This window comes from Kitasatospora sp. NPDC040550 (genome assembly GCF_055594965.1).
Genome location: NZ_JBVIWC010000014.1, coordinates 183,329 through 199,495, shown reverse-complemented (window position 1 = coordinate 199,495; position 16,167 = coordinate 183,329). Strand labels below are relative to the sequence as shown.

Annotated in this window: 15 protein-coding genes and 1 pseudogene; 6 read left to right on the top strand and 10 right to left on the bottom strand. The window is 72.9% G+C overall.

Annotation, left to right across the window (positions count from 1 at the left end):
- Positions 1-15: 15 nt before the first annotated feature.
- Entirely contained in the window at positions 16-516 is a 501-nt protein-coding gene (locus tag ACZ58X_RS22035) for a GNAT family N-acetyltransferase (RefSeq protein ID WP_470335291.1), read from the top strand.
- A 109-nt stretch (positions 517-625) separates the two neighbouring features.
- Positions 626-1,714 carry a DUF2510 domain-containing protein gene (locus tag ACZ58X_RS22030; protein WP_470335290.1) on the top strand — a complete coding sequence of 363 codons (1,089 nt, stop codon included), beginning with the start codon at positions 626-628 and terminating at the stop codon, positions 1,712-1,714.
- 10 nt (positions 1,715-1,724) lie between these two features.
- On the opposite strand, the gene ACZ58X_RS22025 is transcribed toward ACZ58X_RS22030, so the two are convergent.
- The 7 genes and pseudogenes from ACZ58X_RS22025 to cobU all read right to left on the bottom strand — a co-directional run.
- Entirely contained in the window at positions 1,725-2,240 is a 516-nt protein-coding gene (locus tag ACZ58X_RS22025; RefSeq protein WP_470335289.1) for a DUF4240 domain-containing protein, read from the bottom strand.
- 137 nt (positions 2,241-2,377) lie between these two features.
- On the bottom strand, positions 2,378-4,153 hold the full coding sequence (gene sucB / locus ACZ58X_RS22020) for a 2-oxoglutarate dehydrogenase, E2 component, dihydrolipoamide succinyltransferase (RefSeq protein ID WP_470335288.1): 1,776 nt from the start codon (positions 4,151-4,153) through the stop codon (positions 2,378-2,380).
- A 75-nt stretch (positions 4,154-4,228) separates the two neighbouring features.
- Positions 4,229-5,617, bottom strand: coding sequence for a dihydrolipoyl dehydrogenase (lpdA, locus tag ACZ58X_RS22015; protein WP_363436169.1), 1,389 nt, complete (start codon positions 5,615-5,617; stop codon positions 4,229-4,231).
- 406 nt (positions 5,618-6,023) lie between these two features.
- Positions 6,024-7,529 carry a leucyl aminopeptidase gene (locus tag ACZ58X_RS22010; protein ID WP_470335287.1) on the bottom strand — a complete coding sequence of 502 codons (1,506 nt, stop codon included), beginning with the start codon at positions 7,527-7,529 and terminating at the stop codon, positions 6,024-6,026.
- Positions 7,530-7,786: 257 nt separating this feature from the next.
- A complete protein-coding gene (locus ACZ58X_RS22005) occupies positions 7,787-8,578 on the bottom strand; it encodes an adenosylcobinamide-GDP ribazoletransferase (protein ID WP_470335314.1) in 792 nt (263 codons plus the stop codon).
- 231 nt (positions 8,579-8,809) lie between these two features.
- A complete protein-coding gene (locus tag ACZ58X_RS22000; protein WP_470335286.1) occupies positions 8,810-9,925 on the bottom strand; it encodes a nicotinate-nucleotide--dimethylbenzimidazole phosphoribosyltransferase in 1,116 nt (371 codons plus the stop codon).
- Between the two features lie 11 nt (positions 9,926-9,936).
- Positions 9,937-10,509: pseudogene (gene cobU / locus ACZ58X_RS21995) on the bottom strand (bifunctional adenosylcobinamide kinase/adenosylcobinamide-phosphate guanylyltransferase); the annotation flags it as partial.
- A gap of 105 nt (positions 10,510-10,614) precedes the next feature.
- On the opposite strand from cobU, the gene ACZ58X_RS21990 reads away from it, so the two are divergent.
- Positions 10,615-10,815, top strand: a complete 201-nt coding sequence (locus ACZ58X_RS21990; RefSeq protein ID WP_470335285.1) for a hypothetical protein — start codon at positions 10,615-10,617, stop codon at positions 10,813-10,815.
- Between the two features lie 26 nt (positions 10,816-10,841).
- Here ACZ58X_RS21990 and ACZ58X_RS21985 read toward each other — a convergent pair whose 3' ends face one another.
- Together ACZ58X_RS21985 and ACZ58X_RS21980 are read right to left on the bottom strand one after the other, a co-directional pair.
- Positions 10,842-11,582 (bottom strand): class I SAM-dependent methyltransferase, encoded by a 741-nt coding sequence (locus ACZ58X_RS21985; protein WP_375892686.1) that lies wholly within the window; start codon positions 11,580-11,582, stop codon positions 10,842-10,844.
- 158 nt (positions 11,583-11,740) lie between these two features.
- Positions 11,741-12,334 carry a DUF3043 domain-containing protein gene (locus ACZ58X_RS21980; RefSeq protein ID WP_470335284.1) on the bottom strand — a complete coding sequence of 198 codons (594 nt, stop codon included), beginning with the start codon at positions 12,332-12,334 and terminating at the stop codon, positions 11,741-11,743.
- A gap of 301 nt (positions 12,335-12,635) precedes the next feature.
- Between ACZ58X_RS21980 and ACZ58X_RS21975 the strand changes: the two genes are divergently transcribed.
- Together ACZ58X_RS21975 and pspAA are read left to right on the top strand one after the other, a co-directional pair.
- Positions 12,636-13,451 carry a PspA/IM30 family protein gene (locus ACZ58X_RS21975; protein ID WP_375892566.1) on the top strand — a complete coding sequence of 272 codons (816 nt, stop codon included), beginning with the start codon at positions 12,636-12,638 and terminating at the stop codon, positions 13,449-13,451.
- Between the two features lie 34 nt (positions 13,452-13,485).
- Positions 13,486-13,785, top strand: a complete 300-nt coding sequence (gene pspAA / locus ACZ58X_RS21970; protein WP_470335283.1) for a PspA-associated protein PspAA — start codon at positions 13,486-13,488, stop codon at positions 13,783-13,785.
- A gap of 220 nt (positions 13,786-14,005) precedes the next feature.
- On the opposite strand, the gene nadA is transcribed toward pspAA, so the two are convergent.
- Positions 14,006-15,190, bottom strand: coding sequence for a quinolinate synthase NadA (gene nadA, locus ACZ58X_RS21965; RefSeq protein WP_470335282.1), 1,185 nt, complete (start codon positions 15,188-15,190; stop codon positions 14,006-14,008).
- A 441-nt stretch (positions 15,191-15,631) separates the two neighbouring features.
- Between nadA and ACZ58X_RS21960 the strand changes: the two genes are divergently transcribed.
- Entirely contained in the window at positions 15,632-16,096 is a 465-nt protein-coding gene (locus ACZ58X_RS21960; RefSeq protein ID WP_470335281.1) for an Lrp/AsnC family transcriptional regulator, read from the top strand.
- The last annotated feature ends 71 nt before the right edge of the window (positions 16,097-16,167 follow it).

Sequence of the window (16,167 nt, the reverse complement as noted above, 5' to 3'; positions counted from 1 at the left end):
GTAGCATCACGCGGCATGACCCGTGAAGACGATCTGACCATCCGCCCGGCCCGCCCCGAGGACGAGCACGGGGTCGCCGAACTCGACCGCGCCGTCTGGTCCACCCTCTCCGAGGTCTCCCCGGAGCCGCCCGCCGGAAAGCGGGTCTTCGACGAGGGCCACACCCCCGACCAGTTCCTGCTCGCCGTCCTGGACGGCCGGATCGTCGGCTACGTCCGGCAGATCCCGGCCACCCCGCTGGCCGTCAACCGGCACGTCCGGCAGATCCAGGGCCTGGCCGTCGACGGCTCGGTGCGCGGCCGGGGCATCGGACGTCGGCTGGTCGAGGCGGCCTGCGAGCAGGCCCGGGCCCTCGGCGCCCGCAAGGTGACCCTCCGGGTGCTCGGCTGGAACGCCCCGGCCCGCCGGCTGTACGAGAGCTGCGGCTTCACGGTCGAGGGCACGCTGGCCGAGGAGTTCCTGATCGACGGGCAGTACGTGGACGACGTGTGGATGGCCCGCCGACTGGCCGGCTGAGCCGCCCGTCCCGCCGCCCGCGCCGCTGACGGCCCGTCAGGACAGTTGCGGCGCAGTCGTGACGTACCTGCCCTGTCTGGAGCGGCGCACCGCCGGGTACCGTACGCCCGTGAGCAACTCGACGCCTCCCGGGTGGTACCCGGTCCCGGGTGCGGACGGCACCCCCGGTCACGAGCGCTGGTGGGACGGCAACGCCTGGACCACCGAGGTCCGGCCGCTCCAGGCCCCCGGCGGACAGCTCGCCGACGCCCCGACCCAGGGCTGGCAGCCCCCCGCCGCGCAGCCGCCGCAGGTCGGCTACGGCTACCCCGCGCAGAGCGGCTCACCCGCCCCCGGCTACGGCTACCCGGCGCAGGACGCGGTCCAGTCACCCGGGTACGGCTACCCCGGCCAGGGCCCGTACGCCGGCCAGCAGCAGTACCCGGGCCAGCCGGCCCACCCCGGCCAGGAGGCCTACCCGGGCGCCGGCTACGGCTACCCGCCGCCCGCCCCCGCGAAGAACCGAACCGGTGTGATCGTCGGCATCTCGGTCGCGGTGCTGGTCGTCGGCGGGATCATCGCCGGGCTCACGCTCAGCGGCGGCGGGGACACCAAGGCCGACCCGACCCCGAACCCCACGGTCACCGTCACCCAGAGCGACAACCCGAGGCCGAGCCCCACCCCGACCCGGAGCACGCCGGCCCCCAAGCCCGTCCCGTCGGTCAAGAGCACCGTCCCGGACCCGCAGCACGCGATCACCGTCCCGGTCCTCGACGGCTGGGACGCGGCGACCAACTCCACGCACTCCACCGTCTACCTCGGCAGCGGCCGCTACTCCTGCGCCGACGGCAACTCCTGCATCCGCGGCCAGTTCTCGATCGAGAAGGACACCGTCCAGGGCGACACCCCCAAGGGGGCCGCCGACTCGGTGATGCCGACCTACGCCGGGACGATCTTCTCCGGGATCACCTCGCACACCGACTCCGGCTCCGGCTACGTCTCCGTCGCCGGTGTGCTCGGCTACGCCACCCGCTGGCACGTCCGCACCTCCGACGGCACCCAGGGCTACGTCCTGCTGGCCGCCGTCCCGGCCAAGAGCGGCGGCTACGTGATCTTCGAGGGCGGCGTGGACGACGACCCGGCCGCGCCGGACCCGGCGGTGCTGGACCAGATCCTCAAGGGCATCAAGCAGGACGGCTCCGCCGGCAGCAGCACCTGATCCCCGGGGATCAGTCCCCGTACCGCTCCCAGAGCTTGGGGAAGCGCTTCGCCATCACGTCCGGGTCGTCGAAGTCCAGGAACGCCCCGGTCGGCCGCCCCGTCTGCCGCCCGCCCACCTCGGGCAGCGGCAGGCCGGTCAGCTGCTCGTACGCCTCGTCGGCGGCGTAGCCGAGGTCCTCGGCCTCGCCGTCCTCCTCCTCGTCGAACTCGGGCAGCAGGTCCGCCAGGTCGTCCGGTTCGGCCAGCCCGCCCTCGAAGACCTCCCGGCCCTGGCCGATCAGCCAGCAGCGGAAGTAGTCGAAGGTGTCCTCGGAGGCGCCGTCCAGCAGCAGGTGGGCCGCACCCCACAGGTCGTAGCGGTAGGCGCGCTGGAACCGGGCCTCGAACAGCCGACCGAAGTCGATCACGTCGTCGGGGGTCAGCTGGACGAGGCGCTCCACGAGCCGCTCGGCCTGTTCGTCGGGATCGCCGTCGGCGGCCTCCCAGGTGTCGTCGATGATCTGCCAGAAGTCGGTCTCGTCCATCACCGCTCAAGCATCCCTTTTCCGTCGTCTCCACGCATGCCATGACCCGGCGCGAACCGCATCCCGGGAGCGGCGGAGCCCCGCGCCGTCCGGTGACGACACGGGGCTCCGTACGACCGTGCTGCGGTCGGGCCGGCTTACAGGCCGAGCTCGACCTCGAACTCGCCGGCCTCCAGGATCTCCTTGACCGCGACCAGGTAGCGGGCGGCGTCGGCGCCGTCCACCAGGCGGTGGTCGTAGGAGAGCGACAGGTAGGTCATGTCGCGGATGCCGATGGCGGTGCCGCCGTCGGCCTCGATGACCACCGGGCGCTTGACGGTGGCGCCGATGCCCAGGATGGCGGCCTGGTTCGGCGGCACGATCACGGTGTCGAACAGGGCACCGCGAGAGCCGGTGTTGCTGATCGTGAAGGTGGCGCCGGACAGCTCGTCCGGGGTGATCTTGCTGTCGCGGACCTTGGCGGCCAACTCGGCGGTCTTCTTCGAGATGCCGGCGATGTTGAGGTCGCCCGCACCCTTGATGACCGGGGTCATCAGACCCTTCTCGGAGTCCACCGCGATGCCGATGTTCTCGGTGTCGAAGTAGGTGATGGTGCCCTCGGCGTCGTTGATCCGCGCGTTGACGACCGCGTGGACCTTGAGCGCCTGGGCGGCGGCCTTCACGAAGAACGGCATCGGGGAGAGCTTGACGCCCTCGCGGGCCAGGAAGCCCTCCTTGGCCTTGGCGCGCAGCGACATGATCTTGGTGACGTCCACCTCGACCACGCTGGTCAGCTGGGCCTGCTCGTGCAGGGCCTTCATCATGTTGTCGCCGATGACCTTGCGCATGCGGGTCATCTTGACCGTCTGGCCGCGCAGGGCGGACGGCGCGGCGGCGGCCTTCGGCGCAGCGGCGGCGGCCGGAGCGGCGGCGACCGGGGCCGGGGCGGCCTTGGCGGCCTCCGCGGCGGCGATGACGTCCTGCTTGCGGATGCGGCCGCCGACGCCGGTACCGGCGACGGAGGACAGCGCGACGCCGTGCTCGGCGGCGAGCTTGCGCACCAGCGGGGTGACGTAGGCGTCACCGGCGTCGGCCACCGGGGCGGCCGGAGCGGCGACCGGGGCCGGAGCGGCGACCGGGGCCGGAGCCGGAGCGGCAACCGGAGCGGCAACCGGGGCAGCCGGAGCCGGAGCAGCGGCCGGGGCGACCGGAGCCGGAGCGGCAACCGGGGCCGGAGCCGGAGCGGCAACGGGAGCCGGAGCCGGAGCCGGGGCGGCGGCGGGAGCCGGAGCGGCAGCGGCGGCACCCGGGGCACCGATCAGCGCGAGCTGGGCGCCGACCTCGGCGGTCTCGTCCTCGCCGACCAGGATCTTGACGACGACGCCGGCGACCGGCGACGGGATCTCGGTGTCGACCTTGTCGGTGGAGACCTCGAGCAGCGGCTCGTCGATCTCGACCGTCTCACCCTCGGCCTTGAGCCAACGGGTGACGGTGCCCTCGGTGACCGACTCGCCCAGAGCGGGCAGCAGCACCGGGGTGGCGTCGGCGGCCGGAGCGGCCGGAGCGGCCGGAGCAGCCGGGGCGGCAGCCGGAGCGGCCGGGGCCTCGGCGACCGGAGCCGGAGCGGCAACCGGGGCCGGGGCGGCGACGGGCGCGGCCTCGGCCACGGGGGCCGGGGCGGCGGCCGGGGCACCGGTGCCGTCGTCGATGATCGCCAGCTCGGCGCCGACCTCGACGGTCTCGTCCTCGCCGACCTTGATCGAGGAGAGGATGCCGGAAGCCGGGGCCGGGATCTCGGTGTCGACCTTGTCGGTCGACACCTCGAGCAGCGGCTCGTCGACCTCGACACGCTCACCCTCGGCCTTGAGCCAACGGGTGACAGTGCCCTCGGAAACGCTCTCGCCCAGCGCGGGCAGTGTTACTGAGACCGCCATGGTTTCAGCGACTCCTATCAAGTCTTGCGTACGGGAAGTACGGGAAGTACCGGAAACGGGGGGTGGTGGGCGCGATCAGTCGTGCGCGTGCAGCGGCTTGCCGGCCAGCGCCAGGTGCGCCTCGCCCAGGGCCTCGGACTGGGTCGGGTGCGCGTGGATCAGCTGCGCGACCTCGGCCGGCAGGGCCTCCCAGTTGTAGATCAGCTGGGCTTCGCCGACCTGCTCGCCCATGCGGGCGCCGACCATGTGGACGCCGACCACGGCGCCGTCCTTGACCTGGACGAGCTTGATCTCGCCGGCGGTCTTCAGGATCTTGCTCTTGCCGTTGCCGGCCAGGTTGTACTTGAGGGTGACGACCTTCTCCTTGCCGTACAGCTCGACGGCCTTGGCCTCGGAGATGCCGACGGAGGCGACCTCGGGGTTGGAGTAGGTCACGCGCGGGACGCCGTCGTAGTCGATCGGCACCGGCTTGAGGCCGGCCAGCCGCTCGGCGACCAGGATGCCCTCGGCGAAGCCGACGTGGGCCAGCTGCAGGGTCGGGGCGAGGTCGCCGACGGCGGAGATGGTGGGCACGTTGGTGCGCATGTACTCGTCGACCAGGACGTAGCCGCGGTCCATCGCGACGCCGTTCTCCTCGTAGCCGAGGCCGGCCGAGACCGGGCCGCGGCCGATGGCGACGAGCAGCAGGTCGGCGTCGATCTGCTTGCCGTTCTCGGTGGAGACGCGGACACCGGACTCGGTGTACTCGACGCCGGAGAAGCGGGCCTTGAGCTCGAACTTGATGCCGCGCTTGCGGAAGGCGCGCTCCAGCAGCTTGGAGGAGTTCTCGTCCTCCAGCGGGACGAGGTGCGGCAGCGCCTCGACGATGGTGACCTCGACGCCGAAGGACTTCCAGACCGAGGCGAACTCGACGCCGATGACGCCGCCGCCGAGGATGACGACCGACTTCGGGATCCGGTCGAGCTTGAGGGCGTGGTCCGAGGAGATCACGCGGTTGCCGTCGATCTCCAGGCCCGGGATCGAGCGCGGCACCGAACCGGTGGCGAGGACGATGTGGCGGCCCTCGATGCGCTGGCCGTTCACGTCGACCGAGGTCTGCGAGGAGAGCTTGCCCGCGCCCTGGATGAAGGTGACCTTGCGGGACGCCACCAGGCCCTGGAGGCCCTTGTACAGGCCGGCGATGACGTCGTCCTTGTACTTGTGGACGCCGTTGATGTCGATGCCCTGGAAGGTGGCCAGCACGCCGAACTCGGCGGCCTCCTTCGTCTCGTCCGCGATCTCGGCGGCGTGGAGCAGGGCCTTGGTCGGGATGCAGCCGCGGTGCAGGCAGGTGCCGCCCAGCTCACCCTTCTCGACCAGGGCGACGCTCAGACCCAGCTGAGCGGCGCGGAGCGCCGCGGCGTAACCGCCGCTTCCGCCTCCGAGAATGACTACGTCGAAAACGGTGCTGGCGTCGTTCGCCACGTCACGTCCTCCATGCAATGGGGTGGGTCGCCGGGCCGGTCGCGGTCCGGTGGGTCGGAAGCCTTTGTGAGGCGCCCAGTCGTGCCGGAAATACATCTTCGCACTTGTTCGCGGTGGCTGATGTCCGGGTCCACCCCAGGGGTGTCCCACGGAGTGGTCACCTGGGCGGGAACACCCCCGACGGAAGGGCATCATCGCAGCTCAAGGCCTTGTTGACAGCCGCCGGACGGGCGTCTTCCGCCCGCTTCGGGGCCACCTCTTCCGCAGTGCGGAACAAAGTTTCGCCCGTGGCGAACAGAGGTGCGGTGGGGTGTCCGGGCCTACCCGCAGGTAACCCGTGCGGGAACGCCGACGGGGGCCCGGCGCACGCGCGCCGGGCCCCCGTCGGGGTTCGGATCCGCTCGGATCAGGCCTTGCCGTTGGCCGCGGTCTGCTCCGCGAACCGGACCAGGGTGCGCACCGCGCTCGCGGTGCCGCCCTTCGGGGTGTAGCCGAACGGGGCGCTCTCGTGGAACGCCGGGCCGGCGATGTCCAGGTGCGCCCAGTCGATGCCCTCGGCCACGAACTCCTGGAGGAACAGGCCGGCCACCAGGCCGCCGCCCATCCGCTCGCCCATGTTGGCCAGGTCGGCGATGGTCGAGTCGGTCATGCCCTTCTTGAGCTCGGCCGGCAGCGGCATCGGCCAGGACTGCTCGCCCACCTCGCCCGCGAGGGCGTGCAGGTTGTCGCGCAGCTCGTCGTTGTTGGCCATCACACCGAAGGTGCGGGTGCCCAGGGCCAGCACCATGGCGCCGGTCAGGGTCGCCACGTCGACGATGACGTCCGGGTTCTCCTCGCCGGCCTTGACGATCGCGTCGGCCAGCACCAGGCGGCCCTCGGCGTCCGTGTTCAGCACCTCGACGGTCTTGCCGCCGTACATGCGCAGCACGTCACCCGGGCGGGTGGCGGAGCCCGACGGCATGTTCTCGGCCAGCGCGAGCCAGGCGGTGACGTTGACGGCCAGGCCCAGGCGCTTGGCGGCCACCACGGCGGCGAACACGGCGGCGGCACCGGCCATGTCGCACTTCATGGTCTCGTTGTGGCCGGCCGGCTTGAGCGAGATGCCGCCCGAGTCGTAGGTGATGCCCTTGCCGATGAAGGCCAGCGAGGCCTTCGCCTTCGGGTGGGTGTAGGCCACCTTCACCAGCCGCGGCGGGTTGGTCGAGCCGTTGCCGACACCCAGCAGGCCGCCGAAGCCGCCCTTGGTCAGCGCCTTCTCGTCCAGGACCTCGACCTTGAGGCCGTGCTCCTTGCCGGCCGCCTGGGCGATCGCGGCGAAGCTCTTCGGGTTCAGGTCGTTCGGCGCGGTGTTGACCAGGTCGCGGGCGCGGTTCATCTCCTCGCCGATCGCGGCGGCCCGCTCCACGGCGGCCTTGGCGTCCTTGCTGCCCTTGCGGACGGTCAGCAGGACCAGCTCGCCGACCGGCTCCTTGCCGCCGCCGTTGCCCTTGTAGGTGCCGAAGGCGTACGAGCCGAGCAGGCCGCCGAGCGCGACCGCCTCGACCTCCTCCGCGGACTCGGCCGGCAGGGCCAGCGCGGCCTTCTTGACGCCGGCCAGGGTGCGGGCGGCGACGCCGGCGGCGCGGCGCAGCGCCTCCAGGCCGTAGCCGTCCTCGGCCGCCTCGCCGAGGCCGACCGCGAGCACGAGCGCGGCCTTGAGACCGGCGGGGGAGGCGACCTTGACGGTCTCGCCCTCGGCACCGGTCGCGCCCAGGGTGCCGAGGATCTCGGCCAGCTTGCCCTCGAACGCCTCGTTCACGGCCTCGGCACCGGGGGCCAGCACGATCCCCTTGGGGCCCTTCGCGACACCGACCACCAGGGCGTCCGCGCGCAGCGAGGCGGCGGAGGAGGTGCTCACAGACAATGCAGTCACGTAATGCGTCCTGTTCTTTCGCGGTCCACGGCCGGTCGCGGCGTGACTGCCGCACCGGCGCAGCCCGCCGTCGCAGGCCGTCCGCCGGCGGGCCCTGCGGGTCCGGGCCCCCTGGCGCGCGCGTCCGCCGGAGCGGCCGCGCACACCAGAGGCCCCGGCTCCTCGGTGCGCGCCGGGCGGGCAGGACCTGCCACGGTGCAGGGCTGCGGTGCTTCACGCATGGTAGTCCGCATGGTGGGATCACGCGCCGCCCGGTGTCAGCCGAGCAACGCCAGGGCGAACAGCGTCCCGGTGGCGGCGGTCTCGGCCGTCGCGCCGAGCACGTCCCCGGTGATCCCGCCGAACCGGCGCACGCACCGCGTGAGCAGCAGTCGGGAGCAGCCGACGCCGATCACAACGGCCAGCGGGAGGCGTACGGCTGACCATCCGTCGAACAGTCCGGGCGCCGCCACGGCGAGCGCGGCGGCCAGTGTCCCGGTGGCGGCCGCCGCGGGCGCGACGGTGCTCGCCACCATCGCCCCCAGCCCGCCCGGGCGGGCGGCCGGCACCGACCGCAGGCAGCCCCAGGCCAGCGCGCAGCGCGCGGCCACCGCCGAGGCGAGCACCGCGAGGGCGCCGCGCGCCGTCGACTGCCCGAACTGCCCGGCCAGGGCGGCGACCTGGGCGAGCAGCACCAGCAGCAGGGTCAGCACGCCGAACGGGCCGATGTCGGACTGCTTCATGATCCGCAGCGCGTCCTCGGCCGGTTTGCCGCTGCCCAGGCCGTCGGCGACGTCCGCCAGGCCGTCCAGGTGCAGCCCCCTGGTGAGCGCGGCGAGCACCCCCACCGCCGTCACCGCGGCGAGCGGTCCGCCCGCCCGCCAGGCCACCAGGGCACCGGCCCCGGCGGCGACGGCGCCCAGCACCAGGCCGACCACCGGAGCCGCCGTCATGGCCCGGGCCGCGGCGGCCCGGTCCCACCGCTCGACCCGCACCCGCAGCACCGACAGCGTCCCGAACGCGAACCGCAGCCCTTCGCCCCACGTCGCCCGCTCGCCGCCGTCGGCCATCGCTCCCACTCACTCCTCCACCGCACCCGAACCGCACCGAACCCGCCCCCGCGCCGGGGCCCGCCCCGAACCGCACCGAACCCGCCCCCGCGCCGGGGCCCGCCCCCGACCAGCAGGATCCCCCCGACAAGCAGAATCCCCGCGCCCCGGAGAAGGGGCGCGGGGAACGCGCGAAGCGCAGGGCCACGGGCCGGGAGCCGGCCTCCGCCGCCCCCGCCCCGGTTGGAGCCGCTACAGCTTCCTGAGCAGGTCGGCGGCCGACGGCAGCTTCGGCTGCTCCTTCGGCGCCGAGGGCACGAACGGCCTGGGCGCCTCGTCCGCGAGCGCGTCGCCCGCGGCCTGGAGCAGCGGCAGCGCGAGCACCGCGCCGACGCCCTCGCCCAGGGTGATCCCCTGGTCCTGCAAGGGCGTCAGGGTCAGCCGGTCGTACGCCTTCGCCTGGGCGGGCTCGCCGCTGGACTGCCCGGCCCGCCACCACTCCGGCGACCGGAAGGCGATCCGCTGCGCGACCAGCGCGCAGGCCGAGGAGACCACGCCGTCCAGCACCACCGGCAGCCGGCGGACGGCGGCCTGGAGCAGGAAGCCGGTGATCGCGGCGAAGTCCGCCCCGCCGGTGGCGCCGAGCAGCGCCAGCTGGTCGCCGAGCACCGGGCGGGCCCGTCGCAGCGAGTCCCGGATGGTGGCGCACTTGACCATCCACACCCGGTCGTCGATGCCCGAGCCGCGTCCGCACACGGCGGCCGCGTCCGTCCCGCACAGCGCGCCGACCAGGACGGCGGCCACCGTGGTGGAGCCGACCCCGAGGTCGCCGAGCAGCACCAGGTCGGTGCCGGTGTCGGCCTCCTCGTCGGCCACGGCCATGCCGGCCCGGAAGGCCCGGACGGTCTCCTCCGGGGTGAGGGCGTCCTCGACGTCGATCCGGCCGGAGCCGCGCCGGATCCGGTGGGCGACCACCTCGTCCGGGAAGTCCGCGGGGTCGGTGTCCACCGCGACGTCGATGACCCGCACGTCGGCGCCGTAGCGCGCGGCCAGCCGGGCCACCGGGGCGCTGCCGTCGAGCACCGCCCGTACCCGGGCCGCGGTGCCGCCGTCGGCGGGCAGCCGGGAGACGCCGAGCGCGGCCACGCCGTGGTCGGCGGCGAACAGCAGCACCTTGGGCGCCGAGACCGGCCGCACCGGGGAGTGCCCCTGTACGGACGACAGCCAGCTGCCCAGCTCCTCCAGCTTGCCCAGGCCGCCGCGCGGTCGGCCGGCTTCCTGCCAGCGTTCCTCGGCGGCCCGTCGGGCGCTGTCGTCGGGGCGCTCGACGAGCGAGGAGAACGTATCGAGATCCACGGTCGTGTCCATCGTCCGGAAGGCTACACGGCGCAGGTGTGCGGGCTCGGCTTGACCGTCAGAACCTGTCCCGCGACGACCAGCAGGACCCGCTCGGAGGCGTCCGCCACGGCCATGTTGAGCCGGCCCAGGGTGTCCCGGAAGCGCCGTCCGGCGGCGGTGGCCGGGACGACGCCCATGCCGACCTCGTTGCTCACCGCGACGGCCGTCCGCCGGGTTCCGGCCCAGGCCGCGGCCAGGGCCGCGCACCGGCGCTGCACCGCGGCCTCGCCGCCGGCCGCCCAGGCGTCGTCGTCCCAGGCGTCGCACTCGTCCATCACGGCGGTCAGCCACAGCGCCAGGCAGTCGATCAGCACCGGCGCCGGGTCGCCGGCGTCGGCGAGCACGGCCTCCAGGTCGCAGGTCTCGGCGGTGCGCCAGCTCGCCGGCCGGCGGTCCCGGTGCAGGGCGACCCGCTGGGCCCACTCGGCGTCGCCGTCCCGGGTGCCGCCGGTGGCCACGTACAGGACGTCCGGGTGCTCGGCGAGCAGCTGCTCGGCACGGGTGGACTTGCCGGAGCGGGCGCCGCCGAGCAGCAGCGTGCGGGGGAGCGGGGGGTGGGTCGCCATGCCGCCCATCCTGCCCGACAGGCATACGGAAGATCGGGCCGGGCAGGCTAACCTGCGCAGCACACAAGGCAGCGTCAGTGGGAGGAGCCGGGCATGGTCTGGACGTGGCGGTACGAGAAGGCGGACGGCAGCGCGGTGACGTCGGCCCTCGGGCAGGAGGAGTTCGCCGGCCAGGGCGACGCCGAGACCTGGATCGGGGAGAGCTGGAAGCAGCTCGCCGAGGAGGGCGTGGACAACGCCGTCCTGCTGGACGACGACCGGGTCATCTACTCGATGAGCCTGCACGAGGGCTGACCGGCGCGACCGCCCGTCAGGGGTGGTTACTTCGCACCGATCACGTGCAGCAGCGCGGCGACCTGCCGGTACGGGTCGGTGCGGCCGGCCCGGTCCTCGGCCTCCAGCAGCTGGGCCAGCTGCCGCCCGTCGACCGGCGGGGCGGCGTCGTCGGGCGCGTTGTCGGTGAAGACCCGGACGCCGTACCAGTGCCGGACCGGCACCGAGACCTCGGAGAGGGTGACGGTCAGGTCGGCGAGCCGGTCGGCCCGGGCGGCCAGTCCGAGCCGGTTGTAGTACCGGTCGCTCTCGAAGGCGTGCAGGGCGGCCCGCCAGTCCCCGGCGGCGGCGGGCCGCAGCGCGAGCGCGTCGCCGTTGCGCACCAGCAGCGAGAGCAGCCCGCCCGGCGCCAGCAGCCGGGCCAGCGAGGCGATCATCGGGTCCGGGTCCGGCAGGTACATCAGGACGCCGTGGCAGAGCACCACGTCGAAGCTGCGCGGGCCGAACCAGCGCCCGCACTGGTGGCCGTCACCGCTGAGCAGCTGCAGCCGGCCGCGGACCTCGGGCGGCTCCTCGGCGAGCGCCCCCTGGGCGACGCCGAGCGCGACCGGGTCGGAGTCGATCCCGGTGACGTAGTGGCCGGCCCGGGCCAGCCGCAGCGCCTGGGTGCCCTGTCCGCAGCCGATGTCCAGGACCCGCTGGGCGGTGCGGCCGGTGAGCTGCTCGGCGAGCTGCCGGGAGACGAGCTCCTGCCGGACGAAGTTGCGCAGTCCGCCGAGCCGGTCCAGCCAGGCCGCGGTGCCGCCGGCGAAGGAGCCGCTGCGGGAGGGCAGCCGACGTTCCTGGCCGAGCCGGTCGTGGCCGCCGTCCCCCTGCCCGGGCAATGCGTAGAGGCCGGGCCCCTCCCAGGAAGGCGGGGCCCAGCCGGAGTCCACCGGTTCGGCGGTCAGGGCTTCTCCCCGCGCCGCACCTGCGGCTTGGGCAGGCGCAGTCGGCGCATCTGCAGGGTGCGCATGATGCCGTACGCGACCACGCCGCGGGTGTTCTGCCCGGCGAAGCGCTCGCCCAGCTGCTTGCGCAGACCGAGGCCGAGGCGGACGAAGTCCAGGATCACCAGGACGAAGAACAGCAGGAACAGCAGCGTGGACAGCAGCTGCAGGGTCGGCACCTTGACGATGCTCAGCACCAGGATGACCACGGCGGCCGGCAGGAAGAACTCGGCGAGCGACCAGCGGGAGTCCACGTAGTCGCGGGCGAACTTGCGCACCGGCCCCTTGTCGCGGGCCGGCAGGTGGCGCTCGTCGCCGTCGATCAGCGCCTGGCGCTGCTTCTCGCGCTCGACGCGCATCCGCTCGCGCGCCTGGCGGGAGGCCTCCTTGCGGTCCTTGGGCACCACGACCCGGGTGCGCCGGTTGGCCTCGGCCTCGTTGCGCTTCGGGGTGGGGCGGCCCTTCTTGGCCTGCGGGTGGCGGGCCTGGGGCGTCTCGTCCTCCAGCACGGTGGCGGAGGCGGCGGCATCATCTGAACGGCGTCGGAACACACCCCCAGCGTACGGGGTGCGGCGCGGCGACCACGGGTCCCCTCGGACCCAAACGCGTATCGATCCGTCCGGCCGCGCTCCGACCGGGGTTTCCCGTGCTCTTCCCGTAGGGGATCAATCGGATGGAGGATGGGGAGGATGAGAGGCGGATCCACCCGGGGGATGAGGTTCTGCCCCTGGTCGCTGTAGCAGTCTTGTTGCAGGCAGGTGCACTGCGGCGAAGGGCTCGCTGCACATACACTCGTCGTGTCTGGTAACGAGATTTAAAACCGCAGGCCGGAGAAGGGGGCACCCGAGGCCCATGAGCGACGGAATCATGAAGCGTATGGGGCTGATCTTCCGCTCCAAGGCGAACAAGGCCTTGGACCGGGCGGAGGATCCCCGTGAGACGCTCGACTACTCCTACCAGAAGCAGCTCGAACTGCTGCAGAAGGTACGGCGTGGCGTCGCGGACGTCGCGACCTCGCGCAAGCGCCTGGAACTCCAGCTGACCCAGCTCCAGCAGCAGTCGGCGAAGTACGAGGACCAGGGCCGCAAGGCGCTCTCCCTCGGCCGCGAGGACCTCGCCCGCGAGGCGCTGACCCGCAAGGCCAACATGCAGTCCCAGATCACCGATCTGGAGACGCAGTACCAGGCCCTGCAGGCCGAGGAGGAGAAGCTCACGCTCGCCTCCCAGCGGCTCCAGGCCAAGGTGGACGCCTTCCGCACCAAGAAGGAGACCATCAAGGCCACCTACACCGCGGCGCAGGCGCAGACCCGCATCGCCGAGTCCTTCTCCGGCATCTCGGAGGAGATGGGCGACGTCGGCCTGGCTATCCAGCGCGCCGAGGACAAGACGGCGCAGATGCAGGCCCGGGCCGGTGCGATCGACGAGCTGCTGGCCTCCGGCGCGCTCGACGACGCCAGCGGTCTCGGCCGCAAGGACGACATCGAGGCCGAGCTGGAGCGGGTGGCCGGCGGTTCCGACGTCGAGCTGGAGCTGGCCCGGATGAAGGCCGAGCTGTCCGGCGGCCCCGCCGCCGGTCCGGCCGCGATCGAGCAGGGCAAGCCGGCCCAGCAGCCGCAGCCGCAGGACGCGCACCCGCAGGACACCCCGCGGATCAACTACAACAAGTGAGCTGGAACCACCCACGAACCAGGAGAAGCGCAGCATGATCATGAGGGTCATGGGTGAGGGGCAGTTCGAGGTGGGCGAGGACCACCTGAACCTGCTCAACCAGCTCGACGACGAGCTGCTCACCGCGGTGGAGTCGGGCGACGAGGACACCTTCCGCCAGGCCTACGGCAAGCTGCTGGGTGCCGTGAAGCAGTACGGCACCCGACTGCCGGACGACTCGCTGGAGCCGTCCGAGCTGATCCTGCCGAGCGCCGAGGCGACCCTCGACGAGGTCCGGTCCCTCCTGCTCTCCGAGGGCGAGGGCGTCATCCCGGGCTTCCCCGAGTACGAGTAGCCGCGCGGCCGCTGCCAGACGAAAGGGCGGGTCCCCTCCGAACCGGAGGGGACCCGCCCTTCGCCGTGACTCGCCCGCTCGCCTCCGGGGCGCTCGGATCCGGTGCCGACGGTCGTCGCTCCGGCGCTCGTGCCTCGCTTGTCGCTCCTTGCTTTCGGCACCGGCGCGCCCCTTCGGCTCGGGGCGGGGATCCGCCCGAGCGGGTGGGGGCCGCCTTCGGCTACGGGAGGGCCAGCATCCGGTCCAGCGCGGCCTTGGCGTACTTCTCGGTCTCCGGGTCCACCGTGATCACGTTCGGCACCCGGCCCTCGACCAGCGACTCCAGCGCCCAGACCAGGTGCGGCAGGTCGATCCGGTTCATGGTCGAGCAGAAGCAGACCGTGCGGTCGAGGAAGACGACCTCCTTGTCCGGGTGCGCCTTGGCCAGGCGGCGGACCAGGTTCAGCTCGGTGCCGATGGCCCACTTGGAGCCGGGCTCGGCCGCGTCCAGGGCCTTGATGATGTACTCGGTCGAACCCACCATGTCGGCGGCGTCGACGACCTCGTGCTTGCACTCGGGGTGCACCAGGACGGTCACGCCGGGGATCCGCGCGCGGACGTCGTTCACCGAGTCCACGCTGAACCGGCCGTGCACCGAGCAGTGGCCGCGCCAGAGGATCATCTTGGCGTTCCGCAGCTGCTCGACGGTCAGGCCGCCGTTGGGCTTGTGCGGGTTGTACAGGACGCAGTCGTCCAGCGACATGCCCATGTCCCGCACCGCGGTGTTGCGGCCGAGGTGCTGGTCGGGCAGGAAGAGCACCTTCTGGCCCTGTTCGAAGGCCCACTCCAGGGCCCGCTGGGCGTTGGAGGAGGTGCAGATGGTGCCGCCGTGCTTGCCGGTGAAGGCCTTGATGTCGGCGGAGGAGTTCATGTACGAGACCGGGACGGTCACGTCGGCTATGCCGGCGTCGGTCAGCACGTCCCAGCACTCGGCGACCTGCTCGGCGGTGGCCATGTCCGCCATCGAGCAGCCGGCCGCGAGGTCCGGCAGTACGACCTGCTGGCGGTCGCCGGTGAGGATGTCGGCGGACTCGGCCATGAAGTGCACGCCGCAGAAGACGATGTACTCGGCCTCCGGGCGGGCCGCGGCGTCGCGGGCGAGCTTGAAGGAGTCGCCGGTGACGTCGGCGAACTCGATCACCTCGTCGCGCTGGTAGTGGTGGCCGAGGATGAAGACGCGGTCGCCCAGCGCGGCCTTGGCCGCCCGGGCGCGCTCGACGAGGTTCGGGTCCGAGGCCGGTGGGAGGTCGCCGGGGCACTCGACGCCGCGCTCGCTGTTCGGGTCGGCCTCTCGGCCGAGCAGCAGCAGAGCGAGCGGCGTCGGAGTGGGGTCGACGCCGTGGGTCTCGGTGATGGTGGTGGTCACGGGCGGGTGCCCTTCTGTGCGGCCGAACGAGCGGTGGGGCCTTTTCGTCTATCTGACACTATCTATTCTAACCGGTTAGCGTCAGAGTGACGATGGCCATCCTGTCGATGTGACGAGAACCGCTCGCCGGATCGGATGCTTCCTGCCGTAGCCGAATCGATATTTCGAAGCCCCGGGCCCGGCTGGGCCATGAACATGAAGACGTCCCGGGGCCGGTACGCCTGCGAGGCCCTCCGGTCGACGGCGGGCGTGACGATCGACGCCCGTCAGGTGGACCGACGGCCTTCTCCCGGTCATCCGCGCGCGATGAACTCGTTCAGGTCATCCGCCAGAATGGGTGGCGAACCGTTTCGGCAGTGGCGTCGGCGGGTGCGACAGCACCGCCCGCCGCCCGGGACGCTCCCCCCACCCCCACCGCACGACCCGTGGAGCCCCGCACCGATGACCAGCAGCCGAGCGCACGAGGTGATCGGGGCGGACCTCGACGAGACCGACCGGCAGCTCCTCGTCCGCCTCGGCAGCGACGGCCGCGCCTCCTACGCCGAGATCGGTCTCCAGGTGAACCTCTCCGCCACCGCCGTGCGCCGCCGGATCGACCGGCTCCGGGCGCGCGGCGTGGTGCGGGGCTTCACCGTGGTGCTCGACCCGGCCGTGCTCGGCTGGCAGACCGAGGCCTTCGTCGAGGTCTACTGCCGCGAGCGGACCGCCCCCGAGGAGATCCTCGCCAGCCTGCGCCAGTTCCCCGAGGTGGTCGCCGCCTGGACGGTCACCGGCGACCCGGACGCCCTGGTGCACCTGCGGGCCGCCGACATGCGACACCTGGAGGCCGTCATCGAGCGCATCCGGCGCGAGCCCGGCGTGCAGCGCAGCCGCTCCTCGGTGGTCCTCTCCCAGCTGATCGGCTGATCGCCGGCCCCGGCCACCAGGGGCACGCAGGAAACCTGCGCGGGGCCGCCCGAAGACGCTCGAAAGCTGCC